The organism is Sulfolobales archaeon, from assembly GCA_038881635.1.
Lineage (GTDB): Archaea > Thermoproteota > Thermoprotei_A > Sulfolobales > AG1 > WYEN01.
In genome coordinates this window covers 24,946-41,680 of the sequence record JAVZPJ010000006.1, presented here as the reverse complement: position 1 = coordinate 41,680, position 16,735 = coordinate 24,946, and the positions used below count along the sequence as shown (strand labels likewise).

18 protein-coding genes and 1 tRNA gene are annotated in these 16,735 nt (G+C 39.2%); 9 read left to right on the top strand and 10 right to left on the bottom strand.

Annotation, left to right across the window (positions count from 1 at the left end):
* Positions 1–2 precede the first annotated feature (2 nt).
* A complete protein-coding gene (locus tag QXS89_05400) occupies positions 3–887 on the bottom strand; it encodes a magnesium transporter CorA family protein (GenBank protein MEM3831612.1) in 885 nt (294 codons plus the stop codon).
* 92 nt (positions 888–979) lie between these two features.
* Between QXS89_05400 and QXS89_05395 the strand changes: the two genes are divergently transcribed.
* The 4 genes from QXS89_05395 to QXS89_05380 all read left to right on the top strand — a co-directional run bounded on the left by QXS89_05395 (position 980) and on the right by QXS89_05380 (position 5,647).
* Positions 980–1,978, top strand: a complete 999-nt coding sequence (locus tag QXS89_05395; protein ID MEM3831611.1) for a polyprenyl synthetase family protein — start codon at positions 980–982, stop codon at positions 1,976–1,978.
* A 5-nt stretch (positions 1,979–1,983) separates the two neighbouring features.
* Positions 1,984–2,478: a DUF2118 domain-containing protein gene (locus tag QXS89_05390; protein MEM3831610.1), complete on the top strand. Its 495-nt coding sequence runs from the start codon at positions 1,984–1,986 to the stop codon at positions 2,476–2,478.
* Positions 2,475–4,220, top strand: coding sequence for a glutamate--tRNA ligase (locus QXS89_05385; GenBank protein MEM3831609.1), 1,746 nt, complete (start codon positions 2,475–2,477; stop codon positions 4,218–4,220). Before QXS89_05390 ends, QXS89_05385 begins: the two co-directional genes overlap by 4 nt.
* Before the next feature lie 164 nt (positions 4,221–4,384).
* Entirely contained in the window at positions 4,385–5,647 is a 1,263-nt protein-coding gene (locus tag QXS89_05380) for a molybdopterin molybdotransferase MoeA (GenBank protein MEM3831608.1), read from the top strand.
* Between the two features lie 10 nt (positions 5,648–5,657).
* Here the strand turns inward: QXS89_05380 and QXS89_05375 are convergent, their stop codons facing one another.
* On the bottom strand, positions 5,658–6,119 hold the full coding sequence (locus QXS89_05375) for a hypothetical protein (protein ID MEM3831607.1): 462 nt from the start codon (positions 6,117–6,119) through the stop codon (positions 5,658–5,660).
* A gap of 49 nt (positions 6,120–6,168) precedes the next feature.
* Here QXS89_05375 and QXS89_05370 point away from each other — a divergent pair, with 49 nt between their 5' ends.
* The gene (locus tag QXS89_05370) at positions 6,169–6,582 is read left to right on the top strand and encodes a 6-carboxytetrahydropterin synthase (GenBank protein MEM3831606.1); all 414 of its coding nucleotides are present in this window, start codon (positions 6,169–6,171) and stop codon (positions 6,580–6,582) included.
* 119 nt (positions 6,583–6,701) lie between these two features.
* Positions 6,702–7,610: a dihydrodipicolinate synthase family protein gene (locus QXS89_05365; protein MEM3831605.1), complete on the top strand. Its 909-nt coding sequence runs from the start codon at positions 6,702–6,704 to the stop codon at positions 7,608–7,610.
* A 98-nt stretch (positions 7,611–7,708) separates the two neighbouring features.
* Here QXS89_05365 and QXS89_05360 read toward each other — a convergent pair whose 3' ends face one another.
* From QXS89_05360 to QXS89_05350, 3 genes are all read right to left on the bottom strand, one after another.
* Positions 7,709–8,029, bottom strand: a complete 321-nt coding sequence (locus tag QXS89_05360) for a hypothetical protein (GenBank protein MEM3831604.1) — start codon at positions 8,027–8,029, stop codon at positions 7,709–7,711.
* Positions 8,026–8,871 carry a sulfite exporter TauE/SafE family protein gene (locus QXS89_05355; protein MEM3831603.1) on the bottom strand — a complete coding sequence of 282 codons (846 nt, stop codon included), beginning with the start codon at positions 8,869–8,871 and terminating at the stop codon, positions 8,026–8,028. The genes QXS89_05360 and QXS89_05355 overlap by 4 nt, the downstream gene beginning before the upstream one ends.
* A gap of 78 nt (positions 8,872–8,949) precedes the next feature.
* Positions 8,950–9,023, bottom strand: a tRNA-Met gene (locus QXS89_05350).
* Between the two features lie 135 nt (positions 9,024–9,158).
* Between QXS89_05350 and QXS89_05345 the strand changes: the two genes are divergently transcribed.
* Both QXS89_05345 and QXS89_05340 read left to right on the top strand, forming a co-directional pair.
* Positions 9,159–10,394, top strand: coding sequence for an Nre family DNA repair protein (locus QXS89_05345; protein MEM3831602.1), 1,236 nt, complete (start codon positions 9,159–9,161; stop codon positions 10,392–10,394).
* Positions 10,378–11,280 (top strand): radical SAM protein, encoded by a 903-nt coding sequence (locus QXS89_05340; GenBank protein MEM3831601.1) that lies wholly within the window; start codon positions 10,378–10,380, stop codon positions 11,278–11,280. Before QXS89_05345 ends, QXS89_05340 begins: the two co-directional genes overlap by 17 nt.
* 83 nt (positions 11,281–11,363) lie before the next feature.
* Here the strand turns inward: QXS89_05340 and QXS89_05335 are convergent, their stop codons facing one another.
* Genes QXS89_05335 through QXS89_05320 form a run of 4 tightly spaced genes read right to left on the bottom strand, consistent with a single transcriptional unit; the run spans position 11,364 to position 13,544 of the window.
* Positions 11,364–12,128 (bottom strand): phosphoglycolate phosphatase, encoded by a 765-nt coding sequence (locus QXS89_05335; GenBank protein MEM3831600.1) that lies wholly within the window; start codon positions 12,126–12,128, stop codon positions 11,364–11,366.
* Between the two features lie 12 nt (positions 12,129–12,140).
* Positions 12,141–12,506: a M67 family metallopeptidase gene (locus tag QXS89_05330; GenBank protein ID MEM3831599.1), complete on the bottom strand. Its 366-nt coding sequence runs from the start codon at positions 12,504–12,506 to the stop codon at positions 12,141–12,143.
* Positions 12,507–12,532: 26 nt separating this feature from the next.
* Positions 12,533–12,778 (bottom strand): hypothetical protein, encoded by a 246-nt coding sequence (locus QXS89_05325; protein MEM3831598.1) that lies wholly within the window; start codon positions 12,776–12,778, stop codon positions 12,533–12,535.
* Between the two features lie 43 nt (positions 12,779–12,821).
* Entirely contained in the window at positions 12,822–13,544 is a 723-nt protein-coding gene (locus tag QXS89_05320; GenBank protein ID MEM3831597.1) for a DUF2192 domain-containing protein, read from the bottom strand.
* 214 nt (positions 13,545–13,758) lie between these two features.
* On the opposite strand from QXS89_05320, the gene QXS89_05315 reads away from it, so the two are divergent.
* Entirely contained in the window at positions 13,759–15,111 is a 1,353-nt protein-coding gene (locus QXS89_05315; protein MEM3831596.1) for a hypothetical protein, read from the top strand.
* A 2-nt stretch (positions 15,112–15,113) separates the two neighbouring features.
* Here QXS89_05315 and QXS89_05310 read toward each other — a convergent pair whose 3' ends face one another.
* A complete protein-coding gene (locus QXS89_05310; protein ID MEM3831595.1) occupies positions 15,114–16,724 on the bottom strand; it encodes a glycogen/starch synthase in 1,611 nt (536 codons plus the stop codon).
* Positions 16,725–16,735 lie beyond the last annotated feature (11 nt).

Sequence of the window (16,735 nt, the reverse complement as noted above, 5' to 3'; positions counted from 1 at the left end):
AACTAGATCCATTTCTTAAGTCTGAGAACCATATAACCTACTATAGATGATACAAGCATTAGAGACAGAGCATAGATATATCCAAAACCCCATGACAGCTCAGGCATGTTTAGAGGTTTTGAGGTATCAAAGTTCATACCGTATATAGATGCTATTAGTGTTGGTAGCATTAGAACCACTGTTATCGCTGTAAGCCTCTTAACCACTTCATTAAGTTTAAGTCCTAGAAGTGATGCATGGATCTCTCTAATACTTGATATAGTCTCTCTATATATCTCGCTCATCTCTATCGCTATAGAAATCTCATCTACTAATTCAAATACTCTCTGAGGCTTCGGCAGGTATGATAAGATCCTCTGGTCGCCGTATATCTCTCTAAGCATTCCTAGAAAGTTTCTCATATGTCTTCTCATCATGATAAGATTTCTTCTAATATCATGAGTTTCTCGAATCACTTCTTCAAGTTCTTCTCTCTCGATTAACTCTTCAACCAGATCAATTCTCTCACCAATCTTATTAATAGCTCTTTGATATTCCTCAGCAACATATTCGAGAATCTTCTGAAAAACCTCTCCTGTAGAGCTTAAGCCTTCTATCCTCTTGATGATCTCATGTGGAGTAATGCTGTTGATGCCAGCATCTATATAGAGATAGAGCTTGTCTTCTGATCGCTCTAAAATCATGAGTAATCTATGCAGATCTCTAATCATAGAACTCTCATCAAGTTCTGGAGCTGTTAGAGAGCATATTATCATGTTTTTCTCATGCTCGCAATACCCGTCTCCTAGGTATCTCAGGTGATCTCCAATGATCTCTGAAAGATCTTTTTCACTTAGATTCTTATAATCCTCTCCTAAGATCATTCTAAAGAATCCTTTGAAGCTCACTATACCACCTATGTAATTAATAAAGATAAAAAGATATAGACAACAGATCTTCATTTATGAACAGCTTATCTAACAATCTATTGTGATATAGTTTGAACTATGAAGACTTCGCCAGAAGATTCATACCTATGGTTGAAAAGCATATAGAGGAGATCATATCATGCGATATCAGAATACTCGAGCTAGCTTCAAAACATCTGATTAAAGCTGGGGGGAAGAGGCTCAGACCTCTCATGCTAGGACTATTCGCTGGAGCATTCGGAGGAGATCTTGATTCAGCAGCTCTGGCAGGAGCTGCTATAGAGATTCTTCATAACTTCACACTAGTTCATGATGATATCATGGATAGAGATGAGATGAGAAGAGGTGTTCCTACAACGCATGTTGTCTATGGAGAGCCTATGGCTATACTAGCTGGAGACTATCTATATGCTAAAGCCTATAGATCTCTTCTTAAATTGAGAGATAGAATCTCACCTGATAAACTTGTCAGAATAATAGATCTTCTTAACAGAGCTTCCGAGATAGTTGCCGAAGGTCAGGCACTGGATCTTACTCTACCAACCTTCTCAGAAGTTTCAGAGGATCAGTATATTAACATGGTTTATAGGAAGACAGCATCTCTATTCATAGCATCAGCAGGCATAGGAGTGCTACTCGGAGAATCTAGTGAAAGAGATCTTGAAAATAGTACTAGCTATGCCGAGTATGCTGGCATAGCATTTCAGATTAGAGATGATATAATAGGGCTTCTAGGAGATCCTAAGGTGACTGGAAAACCTGTTCTCAACGATCTTAGGGAGGGTAAGAGAACTATAATGGTGATCCACGCGATTAGAGAAGCTAGTGAGAATGATAGGAGATTTCTATTGAATGTGATCGGAAATAAGAATTCTTCTCAAGAGGATCTCCTAAGAGCTAGAGATCTTATAATATCATATGGAGGCGTTAGAAGAGCTGAGGAGCTTATTAAGATATATGCTGAGAAAGCCTTCAAAATGCTAGATATTCTAGGATCTTCTTCTAAGAATCCTCAGTATATTGACATGATCAGAGATCTCACTTCAAGACTCGTATATAGAGAGAGGTAGTTTTATTGGTATCTGAATATCCCTACATACTTCTCGAAAGCCTTTGCGAGGATGTTAGAGATCCCGAGCATTGCTACTGTCTAGACCAAGATGCTAAGATCTTGGGACATGGCTGTGGAGAATGTTCGAAATGCTATGTTGAAAAGCCTTATGAAGAAGCTTACAAGTACTTCTATGATTCTGAGAGAAGTCTGAGCAGTAGATCATTTGTGGTAGTACCTCCCAGATCAAGCTACGGCTTGTTAGTTCCATCAGGTGCTTCTCTTAAAGCTCTCATATTAAAAGGATCATATGTAACAACCCTGGTTTCTGAGGGGGAAGAGATCAAAGAAGGATCTAGGATAGCTCAAATATTAACTAGAAAAGGCGAGTTCAGAACATATAGATCTCCTCTCGAAGGTGTTGTGATCTACATCTCGAACATGCTTGAAGAAGATTATAGCAGTGTTATTATAATACTTGCCGAAAAAATATCATTAGATAGAGTTGAGATTAGATGAGTACATCATATGATGAGATCGAGAAGATAATACTTAGACACGCTCTAGAAAATGCTGTAAAACATGGTGGTAAAGCTTCTCCAGGTCCTGTGATAAATAAGGTGCTAGGAGAAAGACAGGAGCTTAGATCCAGAGCTAGAGAGATCGCTTCTAAGGTTAATGAGATCATCTCAAGAGTTAATTCTATGAGTATTGAAGAGCAGATCAAGCTGTTAGAAGAGATAGGTGCAGAACCTCAGATGAGAAGAGAAGAGAAGAAAACACTACCGCAACTACCCGAGGTACATGATAACTATGTTGTCACAAGATTCGCTCCAAACCCTGATTTCGTACTTCATCTAGGGAATGCAAGACCTGCGCTATTGTCTCACGTATATGCTCATGAGATCTATCGTGGTAAGATGATTCTAAGATTCGAGGACACCGATCCAAGACTTAAAAAACCTATGCCTGAGGCGTATAAGATCATAAAAGAAGATCTCAGATGGCTAGGTATTTGGTGGGATGAAGAGTATATTCAAAGTCTTAGAATGGAGATCTATTATGAGACTGCTAGAAAGATCATTGAGAGAGGCGGAGCTTACGTGGATCTCCTCCCTGGAGAAGAGTTTAGAAAACTTAAGATAGAGAGAAAACCTTCTCCCTACAGAGATTCAGATCCTTACAAGAACCTAGAACTCTTCGATAGAATGATATCAGGAGGTTTTTCAGAGGGTGAAGCAGTGCTCAGAATCAAAACAGATCTAAGTCATCCAGATCCTAGCGTTATAGATTGGATAGCTTTCAGAATAATAGATACTGATAAGAACCCTCACCCTATAACAGGATCTAGATATGTGGCGTGGCCTACATATAATTTCGCTGCTGCTGTAGATGATCATCTTATGGGTGTGACTCATATATTCAGAGGTAGAGAGCATTCTCAGAATACTATTAAGCAGATGTTCCTCTATAATCACATGGGCTGGAGATATCCTGTAGTTATATCTCATGGAAGGATCAAGCTTGAGGGATTTATACTGAGCAAGTCTAAAATTAAGAGCTTGCTCGAGAGATATCCAGGTAAATTCAAAGGATTCTCAGATCCTAGGTTTGGAACTCTGGCAAGTTTAAGAGAGAGAGGGATCCTTCCTGAGACTGTGAAAGAGATCATACTTGAAACAGGTGTGAAACCTAGCGATGCAACTATCTCATGGGATGTTATAGCGGCTGTTAATAGGAAGAATATTGATAGCATAAGTAGGAGGATCTTCTATGTAGAAGATCCTGTGAAAATATATCTAGAAGATGCTTCAGAAGATCTTTGCAACGACATACCGTATCACCCGAGCAATAGCAGTCTTGGATCCAGGAGATTATGCGTGGATCGAGATGATAAAGGTTTCTTTGTATATGTTCAGAGAAGAGATCTTGAGGATCTGAAGAGAGTAAGACTTATGGAGCTAGCTAATATAGAGATTCTGAATAGAATCGATGAAAACACTTATAGAGCTAAGATCATATCTAGAGATCTTGATACCGCTAGAAAACTGAAGCTACAGATCATTCAGTGGATTGGTAGAGAGAGGATTCCTTCAGAACTATATGTACCAGAAGGACTTAGAATGAAGAGAAGAAGAGGATATGTTGAGAAGAGCATACTAGAAACAAGAGATCAAATATATCAGCTTATTAGAATTGGATTTGCTAAGATCATGAAAGCCAGCAAGAGAATAGCACAGCTTCTATTCATTCACGACTAGCTATTAAGATCTCATTTCTCAAGATCTTATAAGATCCTGTTTCTGATACATCTCTCATTCTGAGTGTAGAAGAGATTTAGCAGAGAATAGAATCTTCTCTAAAACAAATCTAAGATAAATACTCTAGCATAAGAACATATTCTGGTGATTTTATGAGAGATACTATGAAGGGGTTCAGGAGGCTCATAACATATGGTGAAGCTCTGAAGATCATGTTTGAAAATATATCGATCAGAGAGATCGAAAGCGAGGAGGTAGAATTACTAGATTCTCTGGGTAGATATGCTTCAAAAGATATAGTAGCTCGATACGACATACCTCCTTTTGATAGAAGTGCTGTTGACGGGTATGCTGTGAGATCTTCAGAAACCTATGGAGCTTCCGAGACAAATCCTGTAGAGCTAAGATTGATAGGAAGAATCACAGCAGGGGAAAAGCCTAGTAAAATTCCCGAGATAGGTGCAGGAGAAGCTATGAAGATCTTCACAGGAGCACCTCTTCCAAGAGGTGCTGACGCTGTTGTAATGGCTGAGCACGTTATAGAGAGGGAGGATAGTATCCTAGTTCTAAAACCTGTAGCATCTTATCAGAATGTGTCTAGAGCTGGCGAGGATTTCAGAAGAGGAGATATAATTGTGAGAAGAGGATCCAGGATCAAACCTTGGCATATAGCTACTCTAGCTGCACAGAATATTACTAGAGTCCCTGTTTTCAGGAGGCTTAGAATAGGAGTTCTATCCACGGGATCCGAGGTTATAGAGCCTGGGGGTTCTTATGATCCTGAGAGTGGTTTTGTTCTTAACAGTTCTAAGCCTCTTCTACTAGCTCTAGCTAGAGATTCAGGGTGTGAACCGATAGATCTTGGGACTGTCCCTGATGACAGAAGTATTATTATGGAGAAGATTTTAGAAGGATTAGAAAAAGTTGATATAATGATCACAACAGGAGGTTCAAGCATTGGAGAAGAAGATCTCGTACCCAACGTTGTGAGCTCTATAGAAGATAGTAGAATAGTATTCCATGGAGTTAGAATAAGACCTGGAAGAACCATAGGACTTGCAATGGTCAGAGGCAAGCCTCTATTCATGTTCTCAGGCTTTCCAGTAGCCTCCCTAGTAGGTTTTCAGTTCTTTGTACAACCATATATATTGAAGGCATACAATGCCTACGAAGAACCTCAACCTATGGTGAGGGGGAGGATCGTGAGGAGAATAGCAAATCCTCATTCTACGAGAAGTTTTGTAAGAGTCAGAGTGTTCAAGAAGAATGGAGAGATCTTAGTAGAACCTCTAGCTATAACAGGTTCCGGTGTCCTCTCTACTCTTACTAAAGCTAATGGGATTCTCGTGATCCCAGAAGATCTGGAGGGTTTTGACGAGGGTGAATACGTGGAAGTGCTTTTGATAGACAGGATCTATGAAGGTTAGAAGTGGAGGCCTAGGCTAGGGGTAGTATGATTGGCTCTGCAAGTCCTGCGATTATAAGTTTTAAACCGAATACCAGAGGTAGTAGATATCCTCTTCCTCTTAATAATACCTTATCTCCTAATCTTATATCAGCTTTAATTCTCACAGGAATCCTCTCCATAGGATCTATGGGAAGATCGTAGAGATATCTAAGATACAGATCTCTTATCAGAACAACTATGTTAAGAATTTCATCTGAGGCGGGAGGATTATCGGATTGTAGCATTTTAGTCATTCTCAGAGAGGCTAGAGCTCTAATACTACTTCTGACAGTCTCAAGATATCTTCTACATACCTCTCTCATATCATCTCTACGAGAACACCATGATAGTGCTAGGTGATGCTGGTTTACCAGTTCTATTAGATCGCTTTTACTCAGTTCTACAGTCTTCTCCTGAAGGATCTCATCTTCTAGTATTTTCTTAAGAGACATTTCTAACCCGCTTATTATTCTCTAATAATGCTAAAATAATGATGGTTCTATGAGAATCTGTGTAGGTGTTCAGAGTGTAGAGATCAGTCTTATCCATGTTGTAGACCTTCTTAATGAGAGAGAGCATCCTCATGGACATACATACTATATAGATCTATGTGTTGAAGGTTTTATCAACGAGAAAGGATACATAATTGATCTGAGAGAGCTTGAGAAGATCCTTGGAAAAGTTCTAGAGAGTTATGATAGAAAGATCATAGTACCCAGAGATTATGATATATCTATATTTCCAGAGGACATGAGAAAAAGAATCATTATAAATCCTCTGGGGAATGCAACTATAGAAAACATAGCAATAGATATCATAAAGAGGATCTATGAAATACTTAACAGAAGAGATCTAAAACTTTATCTAAGATTAAGAGAAGGAGGAAGATACTTTGTAGAGGTCTCATATCCCTAGAACATATCTCGATAAAAAGCTCTGCATAATACCCTGTAAAACCGAGATCTATAGAATCTCGTACCATAGATATACCATGGTTTTTATTATAAACATGAAATAACTATATGAGTGATATAATGCCTGGAGCGAAATTCTACGGAGTTATAACTCCTCTCATCACACCTTTTAAAGAAGATCTATCGATAGATCTTGAAGCTGTGAGATGGCTTGTGAGATATCAGGTTTCTAAAGGTGTTCACGGGATCTTTCCTAATTCTACGACTGGAGAGTTTGTTCATTTGAGAAAAGAAGAATCTATAGATCTAACGAGAACCGTTATAGAAGAGGTAGGAGGAAAAACATGGGTTCTACCTGGTATTAGTAGCAACTATACTGATCATTCCATAGAACTCGGATTATTATTCAAGGATCTCGGAGTAGATGGAGTTATTATAACACCTCCATTCTTCTTCAAGATCTCAGGTGGTAGACTTAAACTTCATTTCTCTAGAGTAGCAGAGAAGATCGATATACCGATCATAATATACAATATACCTGCCATGACAGGAATCAACATACCTGTAAGTCTATACGTAGAACTGGCTAAGGAGTATAGCAATATAGTAGGAGCTAAGATAACATATGATAGCTATACATATCTTCGCGAGCTCATATTCGAAGTAAAGAATGCGAGAAAAGACTTCGCCATTCTAACAGGCTTAGACGATCTACTGCTACCAGTACTTATGATGGGAGGTGACGGAGGTATAATGGCTCTAGCTAACCTAGCTCCACAGATACATAGGGCAGTATATGATGCATGGTTGCGAGGAGAGATCGAAAGAGCATATAGAGAGTATAAGAAGTTATTAAAACTAGCACGTGTATATGATATAGCTACATCATATCCTACAGCGGTAAAGACAGCACTGAATATACTGGGTACACCTGTTAAACCATATGTTAGACCACCTCTCACGCCTGAGCCGTTAGAAAACGAGGAGAAGATAAGAAGAATTCTAGAGGAGCTTGAAATCAAAATCTAGATCCTGAAAACCTAGATCTCTACTGCTCTAATCTTTATAGATATTCCTTATAGATCTTATGTCGGGGGAAAAGCTTCGAGAGTATTTGAATAGATTCTCTAGATCCCTGCTATAACCAAGATCATTAGAACTGCTAGGATTATGTAGAGTATGAAACTATTTCGATCTCTCGATATAATGCTTTCAATAGCAAGAACTATTAGAGAGAGAAGAGGCAGTGTAAGAAGAACTATAAGTCCTGCTATCATCAGAGATCCTGAGATACCTAGATCTCTTACACTACTTACATCGAATATCTTAGAAGCTTCTCCTGAATTCAAGTATAGTGCTAGAGAAAGCCCTGACACCAGCATTACCAGCGATATCAGAATACCGAATCTATAGAGTTTAATTTGGATACTTCTATAATCTCTCATCAATGGCTTAACCCCTCCAGAAGCATTCTAAAGGCTAGGAATAATGCTACTGCTTCGAAAAGTATTCTAACATATTGAGATCTCATCCTAGGCATGAGACTGGATCCAAGAGTTGAACCTAGGATCATTCCAGGGATCATAAGACTTGCTATCACCATACTTAGAAAACCTTTCTTCCAGTAGAGTATACTTCCCACAGAAGATATATATCCTATAACATAAGTGCTGGTAGCAACAGCAACCTTAATCGGCACCCCCATAACCATCTCCATTGTGATAACATTGACAACTCCTCCGCCGATTCCGAACAAGCCTCCTATAAAGCCGCTTAACATCATGAGAGGAATAGCTGGAATATAGTTATGAGCTTCGAAATGTATATTTCTATTCTCACTTCTATCAATATAATCACCTCTTACAATAAATAGATCTAATCTCTTTATAGAGATCCCTTCTATTCTGAAAACTCTCCCAAACCATGTCTTAAGATGACCTAGAATTATAAGAGATATCGTAGTCAAACCATATAAGATGTATATTATACGAATATCTAGAGATATATTAGTGTAAACTCCTACTACCACTCCTAGAAGAGCTGGTAGAGCTATTAGAATTCCTAATCTAATACTGGTAAGTCCTTCCAAGATATATCTAGCACTACTAGCAATACTATTAGCCGTGATCGTAGCGAAAGAAGTTGCTATAGAAAGTCTTAAAGGAACACCAAGAATAGTACTTAGTATAGGAGTTGCTATAGAAGCTCCTCCAAGACCTGTCATAGATCCTATGAAGCCTCCTAGAAAACCTGTTAAGAAGTATGCTATGATCATCACCAGTGTATCCATTGCAAGCTTCCTCTCTCAAATCAGTATTATCGAAGCTAGAATATAAGAAGTAGCAACAAAATCTAAACAGATTAAATATAGCGGGGCGAGGATTTGAACCTCGGACCTCGGGGTTATGAGCCCCGCGGGCTACCAGGCTGCCCTACCCCGCTGCCCGGCCCCGCCATTATTACTATACTCTTCAAGCCTTTTAAAAATATGCCTAGGAGATTTAATGAGAGTGAGTAGAGGTCTACCTATATTATTTAACTGAGTATTTGATTTCTATATATTAGGAGTAGAAGGTTTTGAAAATATCACCAGAGCTTTGCATCAGATGTAGAGGGTCAAAATATTTATGTGGTAGAGGGTACTGTCCTATTCTAGTTATGAAGTCTAGAGATCTTATACTTTCTCAAAAACTTGAATCGGAATTTTTAGAAGGTTCTTCTCCTCCTACTGTTTTTGTGGGTAGAGTAGGATATCCAAAGATCATGATATACCCCTCAGCGCCACCTATCAGAGGTGACACATCACATTTGGAAGATCCTTCTAAATGGCTTAGAATGAATCTTGAGAGATTTCTAGCGTTAAGACTTTCAATTGTGAGAGGAGGCGTATCTTATAATGTTGATGCTGCTAGAGATCCTGATAGAAGACTTCTAGAGATCCAAGAACTAGCTCTCTCATCAAAACCCGTAGATATTTTCATGAGCTTTGAAAAACCTCCTAGAGGAGGTATTCTCTCAGAACACACACCTCCTCTAGGTCCTTGGTCTTATCTGAGAAGGTTTGAGATAAATTCAAACATCTCTATGGATAGATCTGTGAGTAAGGTTTACTATGATACGGATCTCAAAGCTTCTGAAGCTGTGAAGATCCTCTATAGATCAGGAGTTGATGTAAATAAGATCTCTAGAATTCTCAGTATAGGAGCTCTAGGTAGTAGAAGAAGTAGAAGAATAGTGCCAACAAGATGGGCTATAACAGCTGTTGACAGCATGATTTCTGAAGAACTTGTAAGGAGAATTAGAGAGATGCCTCTGATAGAAGACTACATGATATTCATAAGAAAAACACATGGAAATCTATTCATAGGGATACTAGCTCCTACGCAATGGATGTTTGAATGGGGCGAAGCATGGTTTCCCGGAACAACATGGAATGCCTGGGGTTTGAATCCTGAGATTGAAGTAGATTACGAGCTTCATAGCGGTAGAAGTAGCTACCCCTCTATAGGAGGATGCTATTATGCTTCGAGGCTTGCTGTAGCAGAAGCTCTTCATTCTATGGGTAGACAGGCTTCTGCAATTCTCTGGAGAGAGATCTATCCAGGATTCGATCTTCCTATAGGAGTGTGGTTTGTCAGAGAAAATATTAGAGAGATGATGCGTGGAAAACCTATGAGAGCTGGAAGTTTTAGAGAAGCTCTTAACATGATTCGAGGAGTTCTTAGAATACCTCTAGAAAAATGGATCGAGAGATCTTATATATCTAAGATTCTACTCGAGAAGAAGCTGGACTCGTATGCAGGTAGAAAGTAGAGATGTAGATGAAGTAAAAATGAGAGATCTAGTGGTTAGAGAGATAAGAGTTAAAAAAGCTCTATCTAGATCAGGTCTTCCAGAATATGATTACAGTCTCAACCCCTATATAGGATGCCAGCATGGTTGTCTCTACTGCTATGCTCAGGATATGACTAGAGGTGAAGCTGGTGAGAGATGGGGTGAAGTGGTTTATGTTAAGATCAATCTAATAGATGTTCTCAGAAGAGAGGTTAGAATCCTGAAGAGAGGTGTTGTGGGAATGTCTACTATAACAGACCCTTACATACCTATAGAAGCTTTCTATAAGCTTAGCAGGAGATCTATAGAAATTCTAGCAAGCAACAGCTTTAGAATATCTATACAGACCAAATCACCTTTGATCTTAAGAGATCTAGATCTGCTCACTACTTATAGAGATAGAATTGATGTAGGCTTCACCATAACAACACTAGATCCTGATCTGAAGAGATTAATAGAGCCTAAAACCACTCATCCTATGGCTATCGAGAGAGCCTTGAGAAAGATCTCTAGTTCAGGGATTTCTACATGGATCTTCATAGGACCTATAATACCTAGAATCAATGACAAACTTGAGGATATCAGAAGAATAATAGAACTCGCAAGAGAAACAAAAAGTGAGGTTATAATAGATCTCTTCAGAGAGAGAGAAAGAGGATTGAAAGCACTTGAAAAAAACCTTGGAAGCGAGGAGATTAGAAGAATAATGAATACCAAAACTCATATCTGGTGGAGAGATCTTTCGGAAGCGATCATGAGAATATGCAGAGAGCAAAATGTTAGATGCAGCACGGCAGAAGATATGTGGAAGACTTTATCTGAGGAGAGAAGGTGGAAGAATCTGAAGCTAGATCTATTCAAATAGCTAGAGGCCATCCTCAATCATCTTACAAGATCAATTCATTTCAGCAGTTTCTTATGTCCAAAGATCCTGTATTAATTCGAGTCCTAGCTCTCCAGTTTAAAACCTAAGATCTTCTCTATGATCTCTATGAATCCCTCGCCAGCTCTCCTAGATGAGGTACATCCAACCCACTTGAGATTCTCTTCATATTTGCTAGCTATGAGACATCCGTAGCCGGCTCTCCTGATCATCTCAAGATCTATCTCAGAATCACCTATAGCTAGAGTTTCATCCCATGAGATAGAATAGAGGTTAAGTAGCTTCTCTGCTGCTTCAGCCTTGCTACAGCCTACAGGATTTACATGGATTGCAAAACCACTATATGATATCAAGAGATCCTTGAACCCTCTCTCTTCAGCTATTCTCATCATTATTCTTTTAATCTCTTCGGCTCTCTCATCCTTTCTCAGGATCTTAAATGCTTTACTACATCTCATGAAATCATTCTGCCAACCTCTTCTAATGCGATCTCTCAACACACCTTCTCTATACACAAGATCTTCAAATTCTACTAGTTTATCTCTCTCACTATCTTTGCAAAGCCATTTGATCTCGTTTTCATATGCTATAGCACCTCCGTTCTCAGCTATCACGATATCAGAAGATCCTATGTATCTTGCAAGTCCTAGAACCATGGGAATACTATTTCCACTAGCTAGAACAACAATATATCCTTCTCTAACAATTCTTCTTATAATCTCAACAGCACCTATGTGAAGCACGTAGCTCTCTGAACTCTGTGTAAGAGTTCCGTCTATATCGGTTATCACAGCTCTGATCCTGGTAGAATTCTCAGCAGAAGATCTCAAGCTGTTTTCATCTCAGACTATCAGTTCTATACCTATCATATCTAGTCTTCCGTCTTTTTTAATCCATGCTCTATACTCTCCACTCCTAAGATCAACTATAAGCCATGGTACAGGCCATCCATCCATACCATCAAGATCTCTGAAACTAGGGATCGGAGGATACCCTAGATGGGTATGGAAGATCCCTACAAGTTCTAATCCCTGCTCCTCCAAAGCTTTCAATCCTCTGACAGTCTCCAAAGGATCCATTATAAAGGTATTAGGATCCTCCGATATATTCTTAATAAACATCATGTGGGTAGCTTCATATATTGAATCCCTTATACGACCTCCTAAAAGACCGCAAGACTCTCTATCTCTCGAAGCTTCTTTAAAGATCTTGTTAAGAACACTCCAGCTTATCCTCAGTATCTTGTTACTGAAGATAATACTCTTCGCACCTCTGCTGGAAGCTTCTCGTATTCTATCTCTTCAGCATCTTTAAACTCTTGATTCCATTCCATCTCTTCATCTCCTTTCATGAAGACATGCTTGAATGTTTTCTCGACAACTATTATGCTCTTACCATCTCTCCTCTTTCTTATCTCGACAAGGATTTTCCTTCCTCTCTTGCTTACAACATATTTCTTCTCAAGCTCTGTATCTATCAATCTAACATACCTTCATAATCTATTCTTCTAAGATATTAAAAACTTACCTAGAGATCCTGTCACCCTTAACTCTCAGTATAGATGTGTAGATATCTTTCTTAACACCGAAGAGTATTGAAGCTATCTTAGCAATATAATCATCATCTGGAATACCTCTTATACCTTCCAACTCTACTGCTATAGCTTGTTTAAGTATCTCCTTACTAGTCCAATCTCTGATCTCGCCTCTTGCAATAGCTTGCGCCACTTTATACGCTATATAGAACTTGCTAAGTCTTCTCACAGTAGCCTCCTCCTCCGGAAATGCTCTATACATGATCCTGAGCATTCGAGCCATTCTATCCTCCTCTATAAAGCCTAGATAGTGTTTTAAAATCTCGACACGAAAGATCTTTGATAAAATAGATGAGTCTGGAATCCTTCCGAAGAGATTTATAATATTCTCCCTAGCTTCTTCAATATTCTGAGATTTTAAGAGGATCTCTGATGCTTGCTCGTACTTCTTCTCAGGCTCTAGAACCCTACTAATAATATCTGAGATCTCGCTTTCCAAACCCAGCCCGTATAATCCTACGAGGTAGAGCGATATAAGATCCTTCTCATAGAGATCCTGAGACTTAGAAACTCCTCTAAAAGGTTCTACATTGTTCCTCTCATATTCTCTTCTAAGAATCTCTATAAGTTCTTCTCTAGAGAGATCTCTTCTCTCCAAAATCATACTCCATATATCCACAAGTATTTTAAGCCTTTTCCTCCTCACATCCATATTCGATCCCTGGACTGCTCCCAATACCTAAGAATTTATTAGAAGTTCAGCTCTTATGTAAGTTTATATTTAATCTTAAGATATCTTATTATCTCTTCTTCCAATTCTCGAGTCTCTTAGACAGAGAACATATCATCCAGAAGACTTTCAAAACCTCCTCAAAGCCTAGGAACTTAAAATACTCCTCAACAAAATGTATTTGGTGAAGTGATAAATGGATCATAGAAAGATCGCTGGGTTAATACTATTATTAATATCAATAGCCTCGGTATCTGAGATATCCGCCATCGTGAGAGCTGGAGATGAGAGGGGTTATAGCTATAGTGTTCTAATAGATCTAAGTCATGGTCAGAATATTAGCGGGTTGGATATACTGGTTAAAGAGATCTATGATGGTAGCGTGTATATTCTGCTGAGTAATGAGAGTCAAGCAAGTATGCTACCAGCATCTGTTAAAATCCTCTCAACACTTCTATTCGGGGATCTCAGTGGTTTTAGAACCTCTGATGGAAGGATTATGACTCTAACTGATTTAGGAGTAGATCTGATTATAATACCCCAGATCAGTCCTGGATATGTCTTCACAGACAGCGAGCTAGAAGCTTTGAGAAACTATCTTTCTCAAGGTTCTAAAGCTCTCTGGATAGCTGGAACAGGAGATTATGGCGATGGTGAGAGTGTTATTAATGAGGTTAACAAGGTTCTAGGATATATAAATTCAAGTCTTGCTCTAGACTATGTGAGCATTGAAGATCCTGTTAGAAATGCTGGAGCACCATACAGACTCATAGCTACAGTTTCTCCGAGCTCCGATCTTCTCTTCTTAACATTCGGCGTGGAGGATATTCTGATGTACAGACCTGGCGTGATAGCATACAGAGATGTTTCAAAGGATCTATGGCATCCTCTAGATCAGCAGATCCTAGCTAATCACAGCGATATAAAAATAATTGCTGTCTCATCTCCTGATAGTATTATAACAGAGTACAAGCTACCACCGGAAGGGATTGGAGGGAGAGCTTATAAGAGTGGTGAGAAAGGATCCTATCCCTTGATCGCTGCACAGATTCTGAGTGATCTGAACAACTCAATAGTAGTAGTATCAGGATCATCACCTGTGGGAGGAGGTGTTCCTATTATAGCTTCATCATATTATGGAAGCAGATTTGATGGACCGAGATTTATCAGAAATATGATCCTATGGCTCACAGGCTCTATGGGTGAGCTTAAATATGTTGTCAGAAGCAATCAGATGCTTCAGAACACAGTGTCAAATATAACAGCACTTATAAATAGCATAGGAAGCACTCTATCCAATAGTCTGTCTCTCATGAATGATACTATAGAGCGTCTGAGTTCTGATGTTAATATGTACTCCCAGAAGATCAATGATGCTGTAAGTAGATCTGAGAATCTATCTGCAGCTGTTGCAAAAATATCTTTAGATCTAGGTGATCTCAGGAGAGCTGTGAGCGACTACTATAACTACACCATAGCAGGCATCCTAATAGGCTCTATAGCACTAGTGCTAAGTGTAGTCCTACATTTTATCAGAAGAAGATCCTAATCCTAGTACGAGAAGGATCTGTAGTAGGCATAGAGTCTTGCTTTTTCTATACATTCTCTAAACATGTTTTCAACCACTTCTATTCGGAAGTTTTTATTGACATTATCTATGCAATTCTCTCTGATTTTCTCGATAATAGAAGGATTAGCTCTGACAAGATCTCTGACACTAACCTCAGGAATCTCATTTATAGCATCTCTAGATCCGCAGTCAAGAGATTGTGTTATAATAGCCAGAGTCTTTATAGCTATGGCTAGATCCCTAGGATCCTCGGGTTCTGAGGCTAGACCTGTTCCAGAGGGGTTTAATCTGAGATCTCTGATAGTTTCTGAAAGACCTGGGATCCTTGAAATAACCACTGGAGTTCCAACAGCTTGAGCTTCTACAGAGGTTAAACCAAAAGGCTCGTATCTTGATGGGACAACGACAACATTGGCGAGATAATTAAAAGTCTCATACACTATCTTCTCTATGTTGTTACATGTTATAAGAGCTCTGCCAAAAAATCTGTCTGCAATGCTCTTCAGATAATTCTCGTAATTTGTATCACCTACTCTGACTCCAAGGATCAAGATCTTAAATCTTGGATCTAGATACTCTAGAGATTTCAGGAGTATATCAAAACCTTTCTGCCATGTGAGTCTTCCTCCGGATACTATTAGAAAGCCGTCAGGCTCTATATGACCTATACAAGGTCCTGCTCTACTGATCATATCTCGATAGAATCTCCATCTAAGAGCACATCTATCATGCCCTCCATAGAGTGTATCTAGATATCTTTCAACATCTCTGCTATTCCAATCTGTCGTGTTGTAGATCACACATGCTTTAGGAGAGTATCTGTAATCAGTTCTAGATAGAATCTCATTCATATAACCATAGCTAACAGATCCTATAGCATCTGCAACATCTATGTTAAACAGCTCTACAGAGCCTCTGTGACTATCCCACAGATCTCTAATATGGATTTTCTCATGTCTCCAGAACCTCCAGAGAGGTATAGGTCTATCTGGAAGACCAGACCATTCTGAAGATATATAGTGATAGGGGAAGGCTTGAGATGAGAGTAGATGTATGAAGTATATGTATGGTATTGAGAGATTCTCCTCCTCTAGATATATCCTCGCCGCAGAAGCTATGAGACCGCCATGCCAGTCATTTCCTATGATTATGTCTGGTCTCTCTCTAGAGTAGTTAAGCCAGCATCTTAGAGCTCTGATTGATAGAGAGACTTTCTCCGGAGAATTATCATAGATCTCCCATCTATCTATGATAGATCCTGTCCAGGGGTCGAGTCCTATGAAGAGCACCAGCTTTGCAGAGCTTATTCTCCCAGTATAAGCACCTAGACAATACCCGTAGTCTCTACCGTCAATACCACGTCTAGATCCGCAGCATCTGAAGTTTTCCTCAAATCTTAGCCTATATCTCTCTCTAATATCATTAGACAGGTGTCTTCCATGTGAAGGCATGAAGATCGTGATATCAAAACCTTCTCTCTCAAGAATCTCGACATGTCTTCTCACAGCTGATCCTAGACCTCCTACTCTCGCTAGATCTTCTAACTCGAATGTGAAGATCCAAACCCTCTTAACATTTAGAGGGGTCCACATAATCAAACCCC